We start from the raw sequence: 20,407 nt of genomic DNA, 5'->3' as shown, positions 1-20,407 counted from the left end.
AACATAAAATTATGATTTCCATTTTATAAATGAATAGGCAGATTGTTTGATATAAATTAAACCTTGTGCCATCACAACTTTATCGTGCAGGAATTGATGCTATCCTGAACTCAATTGCTTTCCGACCACCCTTTATTAAAAGGAGAATTCAATATGAAATTGGGTTTATTGGCCGTTTTGGCAATGTCTTCAGTATTGGCAGCCTGTACCACCGGCGTGGCAAAAAACAAAATATCTGCGGATATGGCAGGCTGTAAAGCTGTTAGCAAACAGGAAATTGCCGCTCTGTTCGACCGTTGGAACCATTCTCTGAAAAGCGGAGATGCCAAGCAGGTGGTAGCCAACTATGCTCCGGGTTCTGTTTTGCTGCCTACCATTTCCAACAAGCCGCGTTTTACCCCGGAGGAGAAAGAAGATTATTTCGCACATTTCCTGATGCATAAGCCCGTAGGTTCGATCGACTTAAGCCATATACAGCTGGGTTGTAACATTGCTATGGATAACGGTCTCTACACATTTGCTTATGCAGACGGAACCAAGCATTCCGGCCGTTATACGTTTACTTACGTTTGGGATGGCAAACAATGGCTGATTTCTTCCCACCATTCTTCTTTAATGCCTGAGAAAATTTTAGGAAAAAAATAAAGTCTGAGTAAAACAATCTCGGGGTTCGGCACAAAGGCCTTCTGAAAACATTTCAGACGGCCTTTCGTAATAATTAAGAGATGGCTTAAGCAGGCTTAATTGAAACAGGCTGATAGGCAGGTATTAAATTTCGGGTTTTTTACGCCACAAAACCAGCAATTTGCCGATGTGCTGCACCAGTTGCGCATCTACCGCTTCGCACAAGGCTGCGCATATCTCGACGCGTTCGGCACGGTCGTCGCCTAAAACACGCACTTTAATCAGTTCGTGCGCGGTAAGTGCCGCATCGGTTTCTTTAATTACAGAGTCTGTCAGGCCGTGTTGCCCCACCATCACAACAGGGTTCAAATGATGCGCGCGTGCCTTAAGCTCCAAAATCTCGCGTGTGGTTAATTTGTCGGTCATTTTCTTGAAATTCTTCAAACAATATAAACGCAGTATTTTACGCGAAACTGCATGGTTAAGGGGAAAATAACGTACAATAGTTCCCTTTAAACCGATAGTGGAGTGTTATGTCTGTCCGCTCGAAATCTTCCAAAGCATGGCTCAACGAACATGTAAACGATCATTATGTGCATATGGCACAAAAAGACGGCTATCGGGCAAGAGCTGCCTACAAACTTTTGGAAATCAATGAAAAAGACAAATTAATCAAACCGGGTACCGTACTGGCCGATTTAGGTAGCGCGCCGGGAAGTTGGTCTCAGGTCGCTGCCGAGTTGGCGGGCGAAAAAGGCCGGGTATTTGCACTGGATATTTTGCCGATGGACGAAATACAGGGCGTTTCGTTTATTCAAGGCGACTTTAGAGAAGAAACGGTATTGGCCGAATTTGAAGCCTTGCTGGGCAACCGCCCCTTAGACCTTGTAATTTGCGATATGGCACCCAATATGTCGGGCAATGCAGTTACAGATCAGGCGCGTAGCTATTATCTGTGCGAGTTGGCTTTGGATTTTGCTGTTAACCATTTGAAACCGGGAGGCAATTTTCTCGTGAAAGTATTTCAGGGAGCCGGTTATCAAGAGTATATGGCAGCCATGCGCGAAGCATTTGCCGTGGTACAAACGCGCAAGCCTCAAGCTTCACGCAATCGTTCCAGTGAGATTTATTTATTGGCTAAAAATAAACGCTGACAATGCAGATAGCCTGATTTAAAATCCGTTTTTGTTTTTACCCTTGTATGGAGCCTGTTTCAGTGGGGAATATATTTAAGAATGTTTTAGTTTGGCTGGTGTTGGGTGTTGCCTTAATGGCCGCCTTCAACGCCATCAGCGACAAACAGGAAAATAAACAGCAAATCGAGTATTCGCAATTTATCGAGCAAGTTAACAAAGGCGAGGTCGCTAATGTCAACATCGAAGGCTCGGGCTTGAGCGGCTATTTGATTAAAGGCGAGCGCAACGATAAAACCCGTTTTTTCACCAATGCGCCTTTAGACGATAATTTGGTTAAAACACTGCTCGACAAGCAGGTGCGCGTGAAAGTGATTCCGGAAGAAAAACCAAGCATGCTCACCAGCCTGTTCTTCAGCTTGCTGCCCGTGATGCTGCTTATCGGCGCATGGTTTTACTTTATGCGCATGCAGTCCGGCGGCGGTGGAAAAGGCGGTGCTTTTTCATTCGGTAAGAGTCGTGCCAAACTGCTTGATAAAGACACCAACAAAGTAACGTTTGCCGATGTGGCCGGTTGCGACGAAGCCAAAGAAGAAGTGCAGGAAATTGTAGATTACCTCAAAGCACCCAACCGCTATCAAAGCTTGGGAGGCCGTGTGCCGCGCGGTATCCTGCTGGCAGGTAGCCCCGGTACCGGTAAAACCTTGTTGGCTAAGGCCATTGCCGGCGAAGCGCAAGTGCCCTTTTTCAGTATTTCGGGTTCGGACTTCGTAGAAATGTTTGTCGGTGTGGGTGCCAGCCGCGTACGCGATATGTTCGAGCAGGCTAAAAAAAATGCGCCTTGTATCATCTTTATCGACGAAATCGACGCAGTAGGCCGCCAACGCGGTGCCGGTTTGGGGGGCGGTAATGATGAGCGCGAGCAAACTTTGAACCAGCTTCTGGTGGAGATGGATGGTTTTGAAAGCAACCAAACTGTGATTGTGATTGCCGCAACCAACCGCCCCGACGTACTTGATCCTGCCTTGCAACGCCCGGGACGTTTCGATCGCCAAGTGGTAGTGCCGCTACCCGATATCCGCGGTCGCGAACAGATTTTAAAAGTACATGCCAGAAAAGTACCTTTGGACGAATCGGTAGATTTGGTTTCATTGGCTCGAGGCACTCCGGGTTTTTCGGGTGCAGATTTGGCCAACTTGGTGAACGAAGCGGCACTGTTTGCCGGCCGACGCAACAAAACCAAAGTTGACCAAAGCGATTTCGAAGATGCCAAGGATAAAATCTATATGGGGCCGGAGCGCCGCTCGATGGTTATGCACGAAGACGAAAAACGCGCTACTGCGTATCATGAGTCGGGCCATGCCATTGTGGCAGAAAGCTTGGATTTTACCGATCCGGTTCACAAAGTAACCATTATGCCGCGCGGCCGTGCTTTGGGTTTGACTTGGCAGCTTCCGGAACGCGACCGTATCAGCATGTATAAAGATCAAATGCTGAGCCAGATTTCGATTCTGTATGGCGGCCGTATTGCTGAAGATATTTTTGTAGGGCGTATTTCTACCGGAGCTTCCAACGACTTCGAACGTGCTACCCAAATTGCCCGCGAAATGGTTACCCGTTTCGGCATGAGCGACAAAATGGGCGCAATGGTTTATGCCGAGAACGAGGGCGAAGTTTTCTTAGGCCGTTCCATTACCCGCTCTCAGCATATTTCGGAGAAAACCCAACAAGAAGTAGATGCCGAGGTGCGCCGTATTTTGGATGAGCAATATGCGGTAGCATACAAAATCTTGGATGAAAATCGCGATAAGATGGAAACCATGTGCAAGGCATTAATGGAGTGGGAAACCATTGATCGCGACCAAGTGGTTGAAATCATGCAAGGAAAACAGCCAAGCCCTCCTAAAGATTACAGCCACAATATCCGTAAGGAAGATGAGCTGACTGTGGTGGACAATGTTTTTGAATCAGCCGAGCAGATTGAATCTTCGGAAAAAGAAGTTCCCGCGTCTGCTGAAGTGGTTACTCAAGAAACACCATCTTCGGAACAACCCGAAACAGGGCAACAGCAAAATCAAAACAAAGTTTAATGTTAAACAGCAGCCTGATGGCTGCTGTTTTTTTGTCAGATTCAAATCAATACTTGTTTTGTAAGCCCGACAATACTGCAAATAAACTTAACTTGCTAAGTTGATGCAACGCTAAAAGTTAAGTTGATTGGCTGAGACCTTTGTAAAACCCCATCTGCGTCGCATTTCTGCGTTGCGCGTTGCTCACTTGTTCGCCATCTATATGATATGTCTGCACTCGCTGTGCTGCTAAGCCTTGAACTGCATCCACATCTGAAGGTTTTGCAAAAAGGTCTCCGGCTATATTGCTGTAACGTAGATTAATGGTAGCTCCTGGACAGCCTAAATAAAATCGGTACCAAGCAGATGCTCGGTACCGATTTTTTTCTGTGTTAAATGAATTTTTTTAAAAGCAAAAATCAGCGTTGACGGGCTTTAAAGCGGGGATTGCTCTTGCAGATAACATATACTTTGCCTTTTCGGCGCACAATTTGGCAATCGCGATGGCGTTTTTTAGCTGATTTTAAAGAGGATAGCACTTGCATTATTTATCCTTTCTGAACGAGTTCATCATAGATTGGTAACGCTGGTTAAACTTGCTGGCGCGCCCCTCGTTGTTGTAGGCGCGTTGTTTGCCGGTATAAACGGGGTGTGAAGCTGAGGAAGTATCCAGCATAAATACGGGATATTCGTTGCCGTCGTGCCATTTCATGGTTTTACCGTGCGTATTGGCGCATGAACGGATCAGCCATCCTTCGTTGGCTCCGCTATCGAAAAACAATACGGTGCGGTAATTTTCGGGGTGTAGATTGGGTTTCATCGGGAATGTCTCCTGTATTAAACGTTATAATATAACATTATATTCTATTTAAGAATAGTTATCAAGTGTGCAGCCGGTTTTTATGTGGGATAGCTAGTAAGGTCAATCAACTTATTTTTGATACAAGGCAGCAAGCTGCAGACAGTATGAGTAATAAGGCAGGCGTATTAATGCCGTAGCAAAAAAGTTTATTTGCTATATCTAAACCGCTAAAGCGGCAACAGAATCGGTTCCATACTACTTTACTGTCTGCGGTTTGCTGCCTTGTATTAAAGATGTGTTGGTTGACTATGTATATCCACCCGAGATATATATCTACCCGCAATAGAAAATCCGGCGGTTATGAAAAGCCAGAGGCCGTCTGAAATTTATTTTTCAGACGGCCTTTGGCTTTTAAGGTTAAAACGGTTTATTTACCCATTTGTACGGCTTGAATAGCAGTCAGTGCGATGGTGTACACGATATCGTCTACCAATGCGCCGCGCGACAGGTCGTTTACCGGCTTGCGCAAGCCTTGCAGCATGGGGCCTACGCTCAATACGTTGGCGTTGCGCTGTACGGCTTTGTAGGTGCAGTTGCCGGTATTGAGGTCGGGGAACACCAACACGGTGGCTTGGCCGGCCACTTTGCTGTCGGGTGCTTTGGATTTGGCTACGCTCGGTACGGTGGCGGCATCGTATTGCAGCGGGCCGTCCACGTCGATATCGGGGCGTTTTTCACGCACAAGGGCGGTGGCTTGGGCGACTTTTTCTACGGCGGGGCCGGCGCCGGATGTGCCCGTTGAGTAGGAAATCATGGCCACTTTGGGCGGAATGCCGAAGGCTTTGGCGGAATCGGCAGATTGGATGGCGATGTCGGCCAATTGTTCTGCAGTCGGCTCGGGGTTTACTGCGCAGTCGCCGTAAACCAGCACTTGGTTGGGCAGCAGCATGAAGAATACGCTGGATACCAAGCTGGCTCCGGGAGCGGTTTTAATCAGTTGCAGGGCGGGGCGGATGGTGTTGGCGGTAGTGTGTACGGCGCCGGATACCAAGCCGTCCACATGGTCTTGCGCCATCATCATGGTGCCGAGCACAACGGTGTCTTGCAGCTGTTCGCGGGCTTGTTCGGGTGTTAAGCCTTTGCTCTTACGCAGTTCGCACATCGGCTCGACGTATTGGTCGATTAAGGTGGCGGGGTCGATTATTTCCAAAGAATCGGGCAGGGTAATGTGGCGTTCTTTGGCTACGGCTTCCACTTCTGCGCGCGGAGCCAGCAATACGCAGCGGGCGATGCCTTTTTCATGGCAGATAGCTGCGGCTTGTACGGTACGCGGTTCGGCACCTTCGGGCAATACGATGCGTTTGTTGGCTTTACGCGCGGCTTCCATCATGTTAACGCGGAATTGTGCGGGCGACATGCGGCCGGTTTTTTTCAACAGCAAATCGGTATTGCAGATGTTTTCGGTAGAGCCGAGATAAGCCAAACCTGTTTTTTCGGCAATCGACGCACCCAAACCGGCATCGGCGCCGTCCAACACAAAACCGGCCAATACGCCGGGAGCGGTAACATAAGCCTGCTTGGCAATGTTCAGTTTTTTGGTCAGGTGGTCGGCATTGCCGTCGTCGGTAAATACGGAAAACACAACATTGGCATCAAGCGATAAGGCCAATTCGATGTTGCGGGTGGAAAGGAAGATTTTTTCCGCATCGGGTTTGATGCCTTTGATTACTACGTTTTCGGCATCGAGTTTGCTGACTCGTGAAACCAGCATATCCAGCCAATCGTCGCATTTGCCGTCGCACAGCATTTTTTCGGCATCGCCGGTTTCGTCTAAGGCGCGCGAAGCAACCGCATTAGGCATCGCGGCGGCAACGGCTTGGGTAACGGCCCAGCCGTCGGAACGGGTAGATACGGGAACAATCAATACAGTAGCCATAGCTTATTTATCCTTTTGGTCAATCGTAGTAACGGAATGGAAAACGCGGCAATTTTAGCACTTTGGTTGGGCGGTTTATACCGTTAATTTTCCGGAACGGGCGGCTATTGCCCGAACGCGCGTTCAAAAAAACGTGAAATCAAACGGTTAAGACAACAAAGCCATCATCACGGCTTTAATGGTGTGCATGCGGTTTTCGGCTTGGTCGAACACAACCGAGGCAGGGCCTTCGAACACTTCTTCGGTTACTTCTACGCCGTCCATGCCGAATACTTGGTAAATCCATTCGCCGATTTTGGTTTCGCGGTTGTGGAAGGCGGGCAGGCAGTGCATGAATTTGACGTTGGGGTTGCCTGCGGCGGCCATCAGTTGGGCATTGACTTGATACGGGGTCAGCAGCTCGATGCGCTCTTTCCACACGCTTTCGGGTTCGCCCATCGAAACCCATACGTCGGTGTGGATGTAGTCTGCGCCTTTGACGGCTTCTTTCGGGTCTTCGGTAAGCGTGATGCGGGCGCCGCTGTTTTGAGCGATGCGGCGGGCGCGTTCGATCAATTCTTCAGACGGCCACAGTTCGCGCGGCGCACCGATACGCACGTCCATGCCTAAAACAGCACCGCCGAGCAGCAGGGAATTGCCCATGTTGAAACGGGCGTCGCCCATATAGGCGAAGGCGATTTCTTTCAGCGGTTTGCTGCAATGTTCGCGCATAGTGAGCATGTCGGCGAGAATTTGGGTGGGGTGGAATTCGTCGGTAAGGCCGTTGAACACGGGTACGCCGGCGTATTTGGCCAGCTCTTCGATGATTTGCTGGCTGTATCCGCGGTATTCGATGGCGTCGTACATGCGGCCGAGCACGCGGGCGGTGTCTTTGATGCTTTCTTTGTGGCCGATTTGGCTGCCGCCGGGTTCGAGATAGGTAACTTGTGCGCCTTGGTCGTAAGCAGCCACTTCAAAGGCGCAGCGTGTGCGGGTGGAGGTTTTTTCAAAAATCAGCGCGATATTCTTGCCTTTCAGTTTTTGTTGTTCCCGGCCGCTTTTTTTGGCGGCTTTTAATTCGGCGGAAAGGTCGAGAAGGTATTGGATTTCTTCGGGGGTAAAGTCCAGCAGTTTCAGAAAATGGCGGTTTTTGAGATTCATGTCGGATTCCTGAGGGGTGGGGTAAGGAAGGTTCAGACGGCCTGAGACAGGGCTTTTACGTAGGGGATAGTAATTTATTTTTTATATTCATTCAAATACCCTGTGTCGATGGTGTTTACGCCGCTTTCAAGCGATAAAGAAACGTGGTTTCGCGGCTGCGGGCGAAGGCCAGCGGGTCGGCTTCATCATCGGCTTTGCGGTGGGTGGGGCGGGCGTTGAGCATATCGACCACTTGCAGTGAGGCCGTCTGAAAACATTCGGCCAGAAAATCGGGGGAACGCAGATGCAGGTGTTCGGCCAAGTCCGACATAATCAGCCACGCTTCGCCGTTTTCGTTCAGATGGCCGCGCACGCCGTTGAGAAAGCCTTTGAGCATGGCGTGGCCGGGGTCGTAGAGCGCGGCTTCGATGGCGGAAGTGGGTTTGGCGGGCAACCACGGCGGGTTGCACACGATCAGGTCGGCCTTGCCTTGCGGGAATAAGTCGGCGGTTTCGATGCGGATGTTTGTCGAGAAGCCGAGGCGTTCGATATTGGCTTGGGCGCACGCTATGGCGCGGGGATTGGTGTCGGTGGCGGTAATATCGGAAATGCCTCGGCGGGCGAGCAGGGCGGCAATCACGCCGGAACCGGTGCCGATATCGAAAGCGGTTCGGCATTCAGACGGCAGCGGCGCTTGGGCGATTAAGTCGAGATATTCTCCGCGCAAGGGGGAAAAGACGCCGAAAGGAACATGAATGCGGGCGTCGAGCGCGGGCACGAACACGCCTTTTTTGTGCCATTCGTGCGCGCCGATGTAACCGAGCAGGCGGTTGAGCGGCAGTAGAAACGGTTTGCCGTCGGGCGTGCCGTAAACATCGGTAAGGGCGGCGGCAACATCAGGGGCGCGCGGTAAGTCGAGAGAAAAGTCTGCGCCGATTTCCACGGCCAGCATATTGAGCAGACGGCTGTTTTGCGATTGGCGCATGCGGTGGCTGTGGAAGGCTGTCTGAATATCGCTATCGGCTTTGCTGTTGGGTTTGCGCAGGCGTTTTTTCATGGCGGCCAGCACTTGTTTGGCGTTGTGATAATCGCCCGTCCAAACGGTGGCCGTGTTGTCGCGGGCGGTGGACAGCACGGCGGCTGCGTTGGTTTCGCCGCTGTAAACGGCTTGTGCGGGCGGTTTTTGGGTGCTTTCGCTGCGCCATTCGAGTTCATGGCCGCGGTTGGTGGGGATGTGGGTAGACATGGATGGCCGGGAAAAAAATAGGTGCTGGGAGTGTACTATATTTTGTGGGCGGATGCGGGCTTTGCGGGTGGATTTGTGAGGGCTGCGGGCGGTTGGATGTCGGGCTGGGATACCGCGTCACACGGTTTGATGGTTTATGGTGGTTTTCAGACGGCATGTTGGGATGTCTGATGTGTGTTTTGTTTGTGGTGGTTGGATGGGATGGCGGGCAAGGATGCCCGCCCTACGGTTTGATGATTTATGATGGTTTTCAGACGGCATGCAGGGATGCTTGATTTGTGTTTTGCTTGTTTGTGGTGGCTGGATGGGATGGCGGGCAAGGATGCCCGCCCTACGGTTTGATTATTTATGGTGGTTTTCAGACGGCATGTTGGGAGGCCTGATTTGTGTTTTGTTTGTTTGTGGTGGTTGGATGGCGGGCAAGGATGCCCGCCCTACGGTGTGATGATTTATGGTGGTTTTCAGATGGCATGTCGGGATGCCTGCCCTACATTTTTGTTGCGGTAATTTTCAGACGGCCTCTAAGGGTTTGATTTCCGCCCCGTTTTCCGTCACGGCCAAATAACCGCCGCGCACGCCGTGCCAATCGGGCAACACATAGCGGGTAACGGTTTGGCCGTGGCGGGTGTGTTGGTGGATGTTCGGTCTGTGGGTGTGGCCGTGGATGATGGCTTGGGCTTGGGGGTAGCGGTTTAAGGCCGTCTGAACGCCGTGTTCGGTCACGTCGGAAAGGGCGGTTTGCCCCATTTGCTGTTTCTTGTGTTTGCTGGCGGCGCGCAGGCGGTCGGCGATGGTGCGGCGGCGGTTTTGGGGCAGGGCGAGCAGCAGTTTTTTCAGCCACGGCTGGCGGATGATGCGGCGGAAGCGTTGGTAGGAAACGTCGTCGGTACACATTTCGTCGCCGTGGGTAATCAGGTAGCGGGTGCCGTAGAGTTCGGCGATGTGGTTGTCGGGCAGCAGAGTGATGCCTGCTTGGGCGGCGTAACGTCGGCCGAGCAGAAAATCGCGGTTGCCGCAGATGAAATACACCGGCGCGGTTTGGCTGAAGGTTTTTAATGCCGAGGCCGTCTGAACGGCGATGTCGCTCAGGATGTCGTCGCCGAGCCATACTTCAAATAAGTCGCCCAAGATATAGAGCGCGTCCACCTTGCCCTGCCAGCGGTTGAGGGATTGCAGAAACAGGCGGTTGAGTTCCGGCGTGTCGTCGGAAAGGTGGAGGTCGGCGATGAAGATGGTTTGGCACATAGGCTGGTGTGTGGGTGGATGGGGCTTTCAAAAAGACCGTCTGAAAGCGAACTGGTGGGCTTCGCTAAAAAACGGCCTTTGGGTTTTCGTGAAACTTGTGAAGTTCGATTGGGCGAAATTCACAAGCTTGCTTTCAGACGGCCTCAGAGCAGGGCTTTGAGCATTTCTTCGTACACCGCCGAGAGTTTGGGAATGTCGCTCAACAACACGTTTTCGTTAATCTGATGGATGCTGGCGTTGCTGGGGCCCAGTTCGATCAGCTCGGCGGCGATGGCTTTGATGAAGCGGCCGTCCGACGTGCCGCCGCTGGTGGAAAGTTCGGTCTGTATTCCGCACACTTTGGCAACGGCTTCGCGGGCGATGTCGGTCAGGCGGCCTGCTTCGGTGAGAAACGGCTGCCCCGAGCACGACCATTCCAAATCGTAGCTGATGCCGTGGTTGTCGAGAATATCGTGCACGCGCTGTTTCAGGCCGATGTCGGTGGATTCGGTGGAAAAACGGAAATTGAATTTCACGTTGAGCGTGCCGGGGATAACGTTGGTTGCGCCCGTGCCGCCGTTGATATTGGAAATCTGAAAGCCGGTGGGCGGGAAATATTCGTTGCCTTTGTCCCATTCGGCGGCGGTCAGTTCGGCCAGCGCGGGCGCAAAGGTATGTATGGGGTTCAACGCCAGATGCGGGTAGGCGATGTGGCCTTGCTTGCCTTTAACGGTAAGGTTGCCGGAAAGCGAACCCCGGCGGCCGTTTTTCACCGTGTCGCCCAGCGTTTCGACAGCGGTGGGTTCGCCGACGATGCAGTAATCAATCAATTCGCCGCGCGCTTTGAGCGCGTCCACCACTTTGGTGGTGCCGTCGTGCGCGTCGCCTTCTTCGTCGGAGGTAATCAGCAGGGCGATACTGCCCGTGTGATCGGGGTTGGCGGCGACAAAACGCTCGCAGGCGGTAACGAAGCAGGCGATGCTGGTTTTCATATCCGCCGCGCCGCGCCCGTAAAGGCGGCCGTCGCGCTCGGTCGGCTCGAACGGCGGCGAATCCCATTTTTCAGACGGCCCCGGCGGCACTACGTCGGTATGCCCCGCGAAACACACCACCGGCGAAGTTGTGCCGCGCCGCGCCCAAATGTTTTTGGTATCGCCGAAATTCATTTCTTCAACGGTAAAGCCGATTTTTTGCAGCCGCTCGGCCAAAATCTGCTGGCAGTTTTGGTCGTCGGGCGTAACGGAAGGTCGGGCGATGAGTTGCTTGGTTAAGGCGAGAGATTGGGTGTCGTTCATTTCTTCCTCTGCGGATGGTGTCGAGGCCGTCTGAAAGCACACTTTTCGTGCTGTGCCAAAGCGAATGTTCAGACGGCCTGTGTGTTATTCGTAAGTGTTATTCGTAATAAGTAAACTTGGCGCGCTTGACGTTGCACAGCAGTTCGTAGGCAATCGTGCCGGCGGCGGCCGCCACTTCGTTGATGTTGACGGTATCGCCCCACAGTTCCACTTCGTCGCCTATGCCTTCTTGGGAAACGTCCAGTTCGATGGTCATCATGTCCATGGAAATGCGGCCGATTAAGCGGCTGCGGTGGGTGCCGACGGCCACGGGCGTGCCGGTGGGGGCGTGGCGGGGGTAGCCGTCGGCATAGCCGCAGGCAATCAGGCCGACGCGGGTGGATTTTTGCGTATAAAACGCCGCGCCGTAGCCCACGGGCGAATGGGGCTGCAACACGCGCTCGCCGAATACGCGCGTGCTCAGGCGCATCACGGGTTTCAGATGTTCGTCGCTGCCGCTCAACGGCGATGCGCCGTAAAGTGCAATCCCCGCTCTGCCCCAGTCGCGGCGGGCTTCGGGAAAGCGCAGCATGGCGGCGGAATTGGCCAGACTTTCTTCGCCTTCCAAGCCTTCGCAGCCCAAATCGAAGGCTTCAAGCTGGATTTCGGTCATGCCGCTTTCGGGGTCGTCGGCACAGGCAAAATGGCTGAATTTCACAATTTCGGCCACGTTCGGATTCTGCTTCAAGGCGGTGTAGGCGGCGGCGTAGTTGTGCGGAAAAAAGCCGGCGCGGTGCATGCCGGAATCCATTTTCAGCCACACTTTCACGGGAGCCTGCCATTCGTGGTGCAGCAGGGCTTCGAGCTGCCATTGGCTGCATACGGCGGGCCATAATCGGTATTGATCGACCAGCGCGTATTCTTTGGCTTCAAACACGCCTTCGAGCAGCAAAATCGGGTTTTCGATGCCGTTTTCGCGCAATTGCACCGCTTCTTCAATGGAGGCGACGGCGAAACCGTCGGCCATGTCCGCCAACGCATGGGCGCACCGCACCGCGCCGTGCCCGTAGGCATTGGCCTTTACCACCGCCAGCAGTTTGTTGCCGTGGATGTTTTTCAGCGTTTGGTAATTGTGGCGCAGGTTGTCGAGGCGGATTTGGGCGTTCAGCGGGCGCATGATTCGGAATGTCCTTTGTGCGGGTTTCGCAGCGGGTGTGTGAATAAGGTTGGTGGCCGTTGTGTTTGTTTGCTTGAGGCCGCGGGCGGCTGGATGTTGCTTTTCAGACGGCCTGTATGTAAAGAATGGAATTATAGGCCGATTGGCGGCGTTTTAAAATATGAAACCTTTGCAAAACCTCCATCTGCGGCTGGCTGTTTCGTATCGGAAATAAGTTTTTTACCGTATCTATGGAAAGGCGGATAGGCAGAGGCCGTCTGAAAGGGCGGTTTAGATGGCGTTGCCGCTTTGGTCTGTATGGATAAAGCGGCCATGCAGCAGAAAGGCGGCGGCTTGGGCGGCTACTTGGCGGTCGAACAGCATGGCGGTGTGCGAGGTCGGCAAAACGATATGGTCTTTCATACCCGTGCAGCAGGTTTCCCGTATCGTAACCGTGCCGTCGTGCCCGCCTTGAATGCCCAGCAAGCGGCCTACGCCCACCGTTTTGCTGCCTGCCAAGCTGCCCAATTCGATGCCGTCGGGCAGGGCGGGAACGCAGCCGTCCAAAGCATCGCAATAAGATTCGCCCAGAGTAAAACGCGCCAACCCCAGCCGCTTCAATCGGGCGGCGGTAAAGCTGCCTTGGTGCGGCGTACCCAGAGTAACGATTCTGCCGCGCACATATTCGGGATAGGCCGCGGTAAAATGGCGCAATACCAACCCGCCCAAGCTGTGGCCGACAAAGTGCAGCGGCTCGTGGCAGCGCGAATAATAAGCGCCGACGTGTGCGGCCAGCGCGGCGGTGTGGGCGGAAATCGGATGCGTGAGGCTGCGGTAGCCGAAGGTGTCGGCCATAAAACCGTGCCGGTTCATCAGGCGGGCGAAAGGCTGCATCACCCAAGGGCGCATATACAGGCCGTGCAGCAGTAAAACGCGAAGAGACATATAGATTCTTTATCGGTAATTATTTTGCGGCGGAACGCCTTAATCAATGAGCGTATTATACAACCGCCAAACCGCATGGTTATCAATGCTTGTGCGGTGCTTGGAGAACGCGCCCGCTTTCATGCTGCGGCGGCATTCGGCACTTATCTTTGTTTTTACTTTCCCATGTGCTTTTAGTATGATGCGCCAACCGAATTTTTGATGAAAACACGCATGAATACCCGCCAAATCATTCTCGATACCGAAACCACCGGCCTTTACCCCAACAGCGGTGACAGGCTGGTGGAGTTTGCCGGTTTGGAGATGGTCAACCGCAAGATGACCGCCAACGCCCTGCACCTTTATGTCCACCCCGACCGCGACATCCCCGAAGACGCCGCGGCGATACACGGCATCACTTTGGCGCAGCTCGAAGAAAAAAACGCCCCCAAATTTGAAGAAGTGGGGCGGCAGATTGCCGAATTTTTGCGCGGCGCGGAGTTGATTATCCATAACGCCAAGTTCGACGTAGGTTTTCTCGATATGGAGTTCCGCCGCATGGGGCTGCCGACCATCGAAGAACTGGGCTGCCAAGTAACCGACACCCTCGGCATGGCGCGCGAGATGTTTCCGGGGCAGAAAGTGAGCTTGGATGCTTTGTGTACCCGCTTTGCCGTCGACCGCAGCAAGCGAGTGTTTCACGGCGCATTAATCGACTGCGAACTGCTGGGCGAAGTGTATTTGGCGATGACGCGCGGACAGTTCGACCTGATGGCCGACAGCCCGGCAGACGAACCGCAGGCCGTAGGTGCGGCGGTTGATTTCCAACGCCCGGCCTATTTGAAAGTGGTGGCGGCCGATGCCGAAGAGTTGGTGGCGCACGAGGCTTATTTGGACGGTTTGGACAAAACCGTAGGCGCAGCGTGTGTGTGGCGCGCGGAGACGCAGGCATGAAACGCCATATCGCCCTGATTCCCGCCGCCGGTGTGGGCGAACGCTTCGGCGCGGGCAAACCCAAACAGTATGTAGAAATCAACGGCCGCACCGTTTTGGCGCATACCCTCGATATTTTTACCGCCCACCCCGACATCAGCCTGACAGCGGTTGTGTTGTCGCCCAACGACACATATTTTAGCGAAACGCACCAAGCCTGCTTTCAGACGGCCTCAGATCAATTAATCGTGCTGCGCTGTGGCGGAGGGAGCCGTGCGCAAACCGTAAGAAACGGATTAAACGCCCTGCTGGAGCGCGGTTTGGCCGATGCGGGCGACAATATTCTTGTGCACGATGCCGCGCGTTGCTGCTTGCCTGCCGAAGCCCTCGGCCGTCTGATAAGCGAAGCGGGCGACGCCGAAGAAGGCGGTATTTTGGCCGTGCCGGTTGCCGATACGCTCAAGCAGGCCGACGAACACCGCCGCATTAACGCCACCGTGCCGCGCAACGGCTTGTGGCAGGCGCAAACGCCGCAGCTTTTTCGGGCGGATTTGTTGCAGCGGGCATTGGCAGAAGGCGATTTAAGCCGGATAACCGACGAAGCATCGGCGGTAGAAATGCTCGGCATCCGCCCCCGTTTGGTGCAGGGCGACAGCCGCAATTTAAAGCTCACTTTGCCGCAAGATGAATTTATCGTGCGTTTGTTGTTGAAATGAATGCAGGCCCGTCTGAAATGATTTTTCAGACGGCCTTAATATGTTATTAATTCGATGATGCAACGGCAGGATTTGGCTGCCGCATCAAGAAAACCAAGCTTCGGAGAAAAACATGTTTAGCTTTACCAAACCCCAATCCGCTTTGCGTGATGCCGTAACCGCCGCCTACCGCCGCGACGAGGCCGAGGCGGTGGCCGATATGCTGCAACGCGCCGAAATGAGCGCAGAGGAAAAAGAAGAAGCGGCGAAACTGGCGCGGCGGTTGGTTACGCAGGTGCGCGCCAACCGCACCAAAGCCAGCGGCGTGGATGCGTTGATGCACGAGTTTTCATTGTCGAGCCAAGAGGGTGTGGCCTTGATGTGTTTGGCCGAAGCCTTGCTGCGGATTCCCGATAACGCCACCCGCAACAAGCTGATTCAAGACAAACTTTCGGGCGGCAATTGGAAAAAACACCTCAACAACAGCCCGTCGCTGTTTGTGAACGCCGCCGCATGGGGGCTGCTGATTACCGGCAAACTCACCGCTGCCAACGACGACAAAACCTTGGGCATGGCCTTAACCCGCATCATCGGCAAAGGCGGCGAGCCGATGATACGCAAGGGCGTGGACTACGCCATGCGTTTGTTGGGCAAGCAGTTTGTTACCGGCCAAACCATAGGCGAAGCCCTGCAAAACGGCAAAGAGCGCGAAAAATCGGGCTACCGCTTTTCGTTCGACATGCTCGGCGAAGCGGCGATGACGCAGGCCGATGCCGACCGCTATTATCAGGATTATGTAAACGCTATCCACGCCATCGGCAAAGATGCGGCGGGTGCGGGTGTGTATGAAGGCAACGGCATTTCGGTAAAACTTTCCGCCATCCACCCGCGTTATGCGCGCGCCCAGCACGAACGTGTGATGAGCGAGCTGCTGCCGCGTTTGAAAGAGCTGTTTGTGCTGGCGAAACAATACAATATCGGCTTGAACATCGATGCCGAAGAAGCCAACCGTTTGGAACTGTCGCTCGACCTGATGGAAGCGTTGGTTTCCGACCCCGATTTGGCCGGCTTTAACGGCATCGGTTTTGTGGTTCAGGCTTATCAGAAACGCTGCCCGTTTGTGATCGATTATTTAATCGACCTCGCCCGCCGCCACAATCAAAAACTGATGATCCGCTTGGTGAAAGGCGCGTATTGGGACAGCGAAATCAAATGGGCACAGGTGGACGGTTTGAGCGGCTATCCCGTTTACACCCGCAAAGTCCACACCGACGTATCTTACCTCGCCTGCGCCCGCAAGCTGCTGGCCGCGCAAGATGCCGTGTTCCCGCAGTTTGCCACTCACAACGCTTACACCTTGTCGGCCGTTTACCAAATGGGGCAGGGCAAAGATTTTGAATTCCAATGCCTGCACGGTATGGGCGAAACGCTGTACGACCAAGTGGTCGGCGCACAAAATTTAGGCCGCCGCGTGCGCATTTACGCCCCCGTCGGCACGCATGAAACCCTGCTCGCCTATTTGGTGCGCCGCTTGTTGGAAAACGGTGCCAATTCGTCGTTTGTGAACCAAATCGTTGATGAAAACGTGAGCATAGACGACTTAATCAAATGCCCGCTCGATGCCGCCGCGCAAACACAAGGCAAAATGCACGCCGCGCTGCCGTTGCCGCGCAACCTTTACGGGGCAGGCCGTCTGAATTCGCAAGGTTTGGATTTGAGCAACGAGTTTGTGCTGCAACAACTGCAAAACGACATGAACGCCGCCGCACAGAAAAATTTTCAGACGGCCTCCATCACCGCCGTGGCCGTACCAAGCGGCGAACCGCAGCCCGTGCGCAATCCCGCCGACCACAGCGATATTGTCGGCACCGCCGCCTTTATTCGGACGGCCTCCGTCAGCGATGTGGTAGCCGCTGCCAAAGCCGCAGAACAGGCATGGGCGGCGAAGAGGCCGTCTGAAAGGGCGGAATGCCTGCGCCGCTTTGCCGACCTGCTCGAAGCCCACATGCCCGCACTGATGATGCTGGCGGTGCGCGAGGCGGGCAAAACGCTCAACAACGCCATTGCCGAAGTGCGCGAAGCGGTCGATTTCTGCCGCTATTACGCCGACGAAGCCGAAACCACCTGTGCCGAACGCGCGCCGGTCGGCACCATTGTCGCCATCAGCCCGTGGAATTTCCCGCTGGCGATTTTTGTCGGCGAAGTTGCGGCCGCATTGGCCGTCGGCAATACCGTGATTGCCAAGCCCGCCGAGCAAACCTGCCTGATCGCTCACTACGCCGTGCGCCTGCTGCACGAAGCGGGCGTGCCGAAAGACGCGCTGCAACTGGTGTTGGGCGCGGGCGAAGCGGGTGCGGCGTTAACGCAAGACCAACGCATCAACGGCGTGATTTTCACCGGCTCCACCGAAGTAGCCAAACTGATTAACCAAGCTCTGAGCCGCCGCGCCGACAACCTCGTGCTGATCGCCGAAACCGGCGGCATGAACGCAATGATTGTCGACAGCACCGCGCTGGCCGAGCAGGTGTGTACCGACGTGCTGGCTTCCGCGTTCGACAGCGCCGGCCAGCGTTGTTCCGCCCTGCGGATTTTGTGCGTGCAGGAAGACGTGGCCGACCACATGATTCGGATGATTAAAGGCGCGATGAACGAGCTGAACGTCGGCAATCCGATACGCCTTGCCACCGACATCGGCCCCGTGATTGATGCCGAAGCCCAGCAAAACCTGCTGGCGCACATCAACAAAATGAAAGGCGTAGCGAAGTCGTATCACGAAATCAGGCCGTCTGAAAACGAGCAGAGCGAGTTTCGCCAAAACGAGCGGAGCGAGTTTCGCCAAAACGGCGGCAACGCCACATTCGTTGCGCCGATATTGTTTGAACTGAACAACTTAAACGAACTGCAACGCGAAGTGTTCGGCCCCGTGCTGCATGTGGTGCGCTACCGTGCCGACGAACTTGACAGCCTGATCGATCAAATCAACAGCAAAGGCTACGCGCTCACCCACGGCATCCACAGCCGCATCGACGGTAGCATCGAGCACATTTGCAGCCGCATCGAAGCGGGCAACATATATGTGAACCGCAACATCGTCGGTGCCGTCGTCGGCGTACAGCCTTTCGGCGGGCACGGCTTGTCGGGCACCGGCCCCAAAGCAGGCGGCGCGTTTTACCTGCAAAAACTCAGCAAGGGCAAATGGCAGATGCCCGCGCTCACCCGCAACGGCAAAGCCGATGAAGCTGCGCTGGCCGTGTTGGAAAACCTGATGCAGCAGATGGGCTTCGACCACGAACAAAAAGTGCGCTTGGGCGGTTTGATGGGCGAAACGCGCATACACACCCTGCGACAAGCCGAAGCCCTGCTGCCGGGGCCGACAGGCGAGCGCAACAGTGCGTCATGGCGTGCGCCTGAAAAAGTATGGCTCTACGGCGGCAGCTTGGAAAACGCCTTTGCCGCCCTGATTCAACTGGTGGCGGCAGGTTCGGCGGCGGTCGTTACCCAAGAACACCCGCTGGCGATCTGGAGCGAACATTCAGACGGCCTGATTGAAGTGAGCAGCCGCAACATGCCCGAAGGCATCAGCCATCTGGCCGCGCTGGAGCCGCTTCCCGCCGAACTCAAACAGCAAACCGCACAGCAAGATGGCGCAATCATCAAAATACTCGATGCCGCCGACGGCTTGGACATTTTGCAGGTGTTTGAAGAAATCAGCGTCAGCGTCAACACCACCGCGGCGGGCGGTAACGCTAGCCTGATGGCGATGGATGAAAGCTGATACCGTTTTAATCACAACCGAGGCCGTCTGAAAAAGTTTTCAGACGGCCTCGATACATGTGGATTAACCATAACAATCAATGTGCCACTTCCAGCAACAAATCGGGAATTTCATCCGTATGCTTTACAATTAGCGCACCGGCTTTTTCCATATTGCGGATGGCCTGCTGCTCTTCACGCTCGCTCAAGCTGCGGCAGGCATCTAAATTAACGATTACCCGCCATTTGCCGTACCAACACAGTTGCAGCACCGTAGCCTGAACACAGTATTCCGTAGTCAAGCCGCCGATGATCAGGGTATCCGCGTTACGGCAAACCAGCCATTCAATCAAGCCGGTACTGATGTTTTCGGCCATATCGTGAAAACACGCACCGAACGTATGCACATTGTTTTCCAACCCGATATGCACCAAAAAATGATAGTTTTCAGAGCGCGGCAGCCCCGGCAGATTGCCATAACCTTCCGTTCCCAACACGGCATGGCTGATCCATTGTTCGGCAGATTCTAAAGGAAGATAACCGTTTTGAGTGTCGGTAAGCCAAGATTCATGACCCGCATGGGCATCTTTCGTCAACACCCGGTAATCCGCCCAAGCAGCTTGCCGGTTCAGGTGCGGCACAATCGAGAGCGCGCCGGGTACGGGCAGCTCGTCGGGGCAGAGTTCGGAAAAAGTTTTTTGCGGATGGATATCGATGGCAACAATACTCATAAGTTTCTCTTCAATAAACGAATAATGGTGTCGTATGTTTTTCGGAGGATGTGAAACGTATCCAGTAACTTGGCTATTCACACAAAGCAGCTTAATGTAAGCTGAGACCTTTGCAAAACCCCCATCTGCGGCGCATTTCTGCGTTGTGTGCTGCTCGCTCGCTTGCCTATCTTCATGATATGTCTGCGCTCGCTGCGCTGCTACGCCTTGAACTGCATCCACATCTGGAGGTTTTGCAAAGGTCTCAAGCTTTCTTGATATTCGGTAGATATTACAGATAATCGGTAATTTTTGCAAAAAATATTGCATGTAAATATGTTGAATCAATCATCAGCCGGTAAACCGTATTCCGTTTATCGGCTCAGCCTTGCCATGCCTTATTTAATTTCTATAAAAAATATGCTGTTACCTTTCGGGCTTGATATTTTTAAATCAAAACGCTTGCAGAGGCCGTCTGATTCTGTTTTAATACGCATCTCTTCTAGCACGGCCAGATAGCTCAGTCGGTAGAGCAACGGATTGAAAATCCGTGTGTCGGCGGTTCGATCCCGCCTCTGGCCACCATTTAACCGCACAGTGCGGTTATTTTTTTATCTGTTGTTTTTACGCCGAATAAATCTTAGATACAATAAATTTCAACATAGGCCGGGTAGGTTTGCCCGGCCTGTTCGCTTATAATGACATGGTTCTTGCGGGAAAAATATTTCCTGCGAATAAAATAACATTACGGGTTCATGCTGCAAGGGTATAGTTTTGCGCCTTGCACTGCATTTTATAATAATGATTAA

At 53.7% G+C, this 20,407-nt stretch carries 18 protein-coding genes, 1 tRNA gene and 1 pseudogene; 9 read left to right on the top strand and 11 right to left on the bottom strand.

What is annotated here, in order from left to right; all coding sequences use genetic code 11:
• Nucleotides 1–153: 153 nt before the first annotated feature.
• Complete coding sequence (locus tag AKG43_RS03680) at nucleotides 154–645, top strand: DUF4440 domain-containing protein (protein ID WP_054599222.1); 492 nt, start codon at nucleotides 154–156, stop codon at nucleotides 643–645.
• Between the two features lie 123 nt (nucleotides 646–768).
• Here AKG43_RS03680 and yhbY read toward each other — a convergent pair whose 3' ends face one another.
• Nucleotides 769–1,050: a ribosome assembly RNA-binding protein YhbY gene (gene yhbY / locus AKG43_RS03675; RefSeq protein WP_054599221.1), complete on the bottom strand. Its 282-nt coding sequence runs from the start codon at nucleotides 1,048–1,050 to the stop codon at nucleotides 769–771.
• A 107-nt stretch (nucleotides 1,051–1,157) separates the two neighbouring features.
• Between yhbY and AKG43_RS03670 the strand changes: the two genes are divergently transcribed.
• Complete coding sequence (locus tag AKG43_RS03670; RefSeq protein WP_054599220.1) at nucleotides 1,158–1,778, top strand: RlmE family RNA methyltransferase; 621 nt, start codon at nucleotides 1,158–1,160, stop codon at nucleotides 1,776–1,778.
• A gap of 62 nt (nucleotides 1,779–1,840) precedes the next feature.
• The gene (gene ftsH, locus AKG43_RS03665) at nucleotides 1,841–3,847 is read left to right on the top strand and encodes an ATP-dependent zinc metalloprotease FtsH (protein WP_054599230.1); all 2,007 of its coding nucleotides are present in this window, start codon (nucleotides 1,841–1,843) and stop codon (nucleotides 3,845–3,847) included.
• Between the two features lie 398 nt (nucleotides 3,848–4,245).
• Here ftsH and ykgO read toward each other — a convergent pair whose 3' ends face one another.
• The 5 genes from ykgO to AKG43_RS03640 form a co-directional block, all read right to left on the bottom strand.
• Nucleotides 4,246–4,371: a type B 50S ribosomal protein L36 gene (gene ykgO, locus AKG43_RS03660; protein ID WP_004283474.1), complete on the bottom strand. Its 126-nt coding sequence runs from the start codon at nucleotides 4,369–4,371 to the stop codon at nucleotides 4,246–4,248.
• Nucleotides 4,371–4,646: a type B 50S ribosomal protein L31 gene (locus AKG43_RS03655; RefSeq protein WP_054599219.1), complete on the bottom strand. Its 276-nt coding sequence runs from the start codon at nucleotides 4,644–4,646 to the stop codon at nucleotides 4,371–4,373. Before AKG43_RS03655 ends, ykgO begins: the two co-directional genes overlap by 1 nt.
• A gap of 409 nt (nucleotides 4,647–5,055) precedes the next feature.
• Complete coding sequence (gene pta, locus AKG43_RS03650; RefSeq protein ID WP_054599218.1) at nucleotides 5,056–6,564, bottom strand: phosphate acetyltransferase; 1,509 nt, start codon at nucleotides 6,562–6,564, stop codon at nucleotides 5,056–5,058.
• A 147-nt stretch (nucleotides 6,565–6,711) separates the two neighbouring features.
• The gene (locus AKG43_RS03645) at nucleotides 6,712–7,704 is read right to left on the bottom strand and encodes an ornithine carbamoyltransferase (RefSeq protein WP_054599217.1); all 993 of its coding nucleotides are present in this window, start codon (nucleotides 7,702–7,704) and stop codon (nucleotides 6,712–6,714) included.
• Nucleotides 7,705–7,819: 115 nt separating this feature from the next.
• Entirely contained in the window at nucleotides 7,820–8,929 is a 1,110-nt protein-coding gene (locus tag AKG43_RS03640) for a class I SAM-dependent methyltransferase (protein WP_054599216.1), read from the bottom strand.
• Between the two features lie 30 nt (nucleotides 8,930–8,959).
• Between AKG43_RS03640 and AKG43_RS12700 the strand changes: the two genes are divergently transcribed.
• A complete protein-coding gene (locus AKG43_RS12700) occupies nucleotides 8,960–9,100 on the top strand; it encodes a hypothetical protein (RefSeq protein WP_156300612.1) in 141 nt (46 codons plus the stop codon).
• Nucleotides 9,101–9,439: 339 nt separating this feature from the next.
• Here AKG43_RS12700 and AKG43_RS03635 read toward each other — a convergent pair whose 3' ends face one another.
• The 4 genes from AKG43_RS03635 to AKG43_RS03620 form a co-directional block, all read right to left on the bottom strand.
• Nucleotides 9,440–10,174, bottom strand: a complete 735-nt coding sequence (locus AKG43_RS03635) for a UDP-2,3-diacylglucosamine diphosphatase (RefSeq protein ID WP_054599215.1) — start codon at nucleotides 10,172–10,174, stop codon at nucleotides 9,440–9,442.
• 143 nt (nucleotides 10,175–10,317) lie between these two features.
• Nucleotides 10,318–11,448: a succinyl-diaminopimelate desuccinylase gene (gene dapE, locus AKG43_RS03630; protein WP_054599214.1), complete on the bottom strand. Its 1,131-nt coding sequence runs from the start codon at nucleotides 11,446–11,448 to the stop codon at nucleotides 10,318–10,320.
• Nucleotides 11,449–11,545: 97 nt separating this feature from the next.
• Nucleotides 11,546–12,604, bottom strand: a complete 1,059-nt coding sequence (gene alr / locus AKG43_RS03625) for an alanine racemase (RefSeq protein ID WP_054599213.1) — start codon at nucleotides 12,602–12,604, stop codon at nucleotides 11,546–11,548.
• 270 nt (nucleotides 12,605–12,874) lie between these two features.
• Entirely contained in the window at nucleotides 12,875–13,528 is a 654-nt protein-coding gene (locus AKG43_RS03620; RefSeq protein ID WP_054599212.1) for a triacylglycerol lipase, read from the bottom strand.
• A 213-nt stretch (nucleotides 13,529–13,741) separates the two neighbouring features.
• On the opposite strand from AKG43_RS03620, the gene dnaQ reads away from it, so the two are divergent.
• The 3 genes and pseudogenes from dnaQ to putA all read left to right on the top strand — a co-directional run.
• Nucleotides 13,742–14,461, top strand: a complete 720-nt coding sequence (gene dnaQ / locus AKG43_RS03615; protein ID WP_054599229.1) for a DNA polymerase III subunit epsilon — start codon at nucleotides 13,742–13,744, stop codon at nucleotides 14,459–14,461.
• Nucleotides 14,458–15,156, top strand: coding sequence for a 2-C-methyl-D-erythritol 4-phosphate cytidylyltransferase (gene ispD / locus AKG43_RS03610; RefSeq protein WP_054599211.1), 699 nt, complete (start codon nucleotides 14,458–14,460; stop codon nucleotides 15,154–15,156). Before dnaQ ends, ispD begins: the two co-directional genes overlap by 4 nt.
• A gap of 112 nt (nucleotides 15,157–15,268) precedes the next feature.
• Nucleotides 15,269–18,656 (top strand): annotated as a pseudogene (gene putA, locus AKG43_RS03605) (bifunctional proline dehydrogenase/L-glutamate gamma-semialdehyde dehydrogenase PutA); the annotation flags it as partial.
• Nucleotides 18,657–18,986: 330 nt separating this feature from the next.
• Here the strand turns inward: putA and AKG43_RS03600 are convergent.
• Nucleotides 18,987–19,619, bottom strand: a complete 633-nt coding sequence (locus AKG43_RS03600; RefSeq protein WP_054599209.1) for an isochorismatase family protein — start codon at nucleotides 19,617–19,619, stop codon at nucleotides 18,987–18,989.
• 110 nt (nucleotides 19,620–19,729) lie between these two features.
• On the opposite strand from AKG43_RS03600, the gene AKG43_RS13150 reads away from it, so the two are divergent.
• The gene (locus AKG43_RS13150) at nucleotides 19,730–19,900 is read left to right on the top strand and encodes a lipoprotein signal peptidase (protein WP_082402964.1); all 171 of its coding nucleotides are present in this window, start codon (nucleotides 19,730–19,732) and stop codon (nucleotides 19,898–19,900) included.
• A 207-nt stretch (nucleotides 19,901–20,107) separates the two neighbouring features.
• Nucleotides 20,108–20,183: transfer RNA gene (locus AKG43_RS03595), tRNA-Phe, on the top strand.
• Nucleotides 20,184–20,407 lie beyond the last annotated feature (224 nt).

Origin of the sequence: Neisseria sp. 74A18 (assembly GCF_001308005.1) — a bacterium.
GTDB classification, from domain to species: Bacteria; Pseudomonadota; Gammaproteobacteria; order Burkholderiales; family Neisseriaceae; genus Neisseria; species Neisseria dumasiana.
This window is presented reverse-complemented; position numbering and strand designations above follow the sequence as displayed.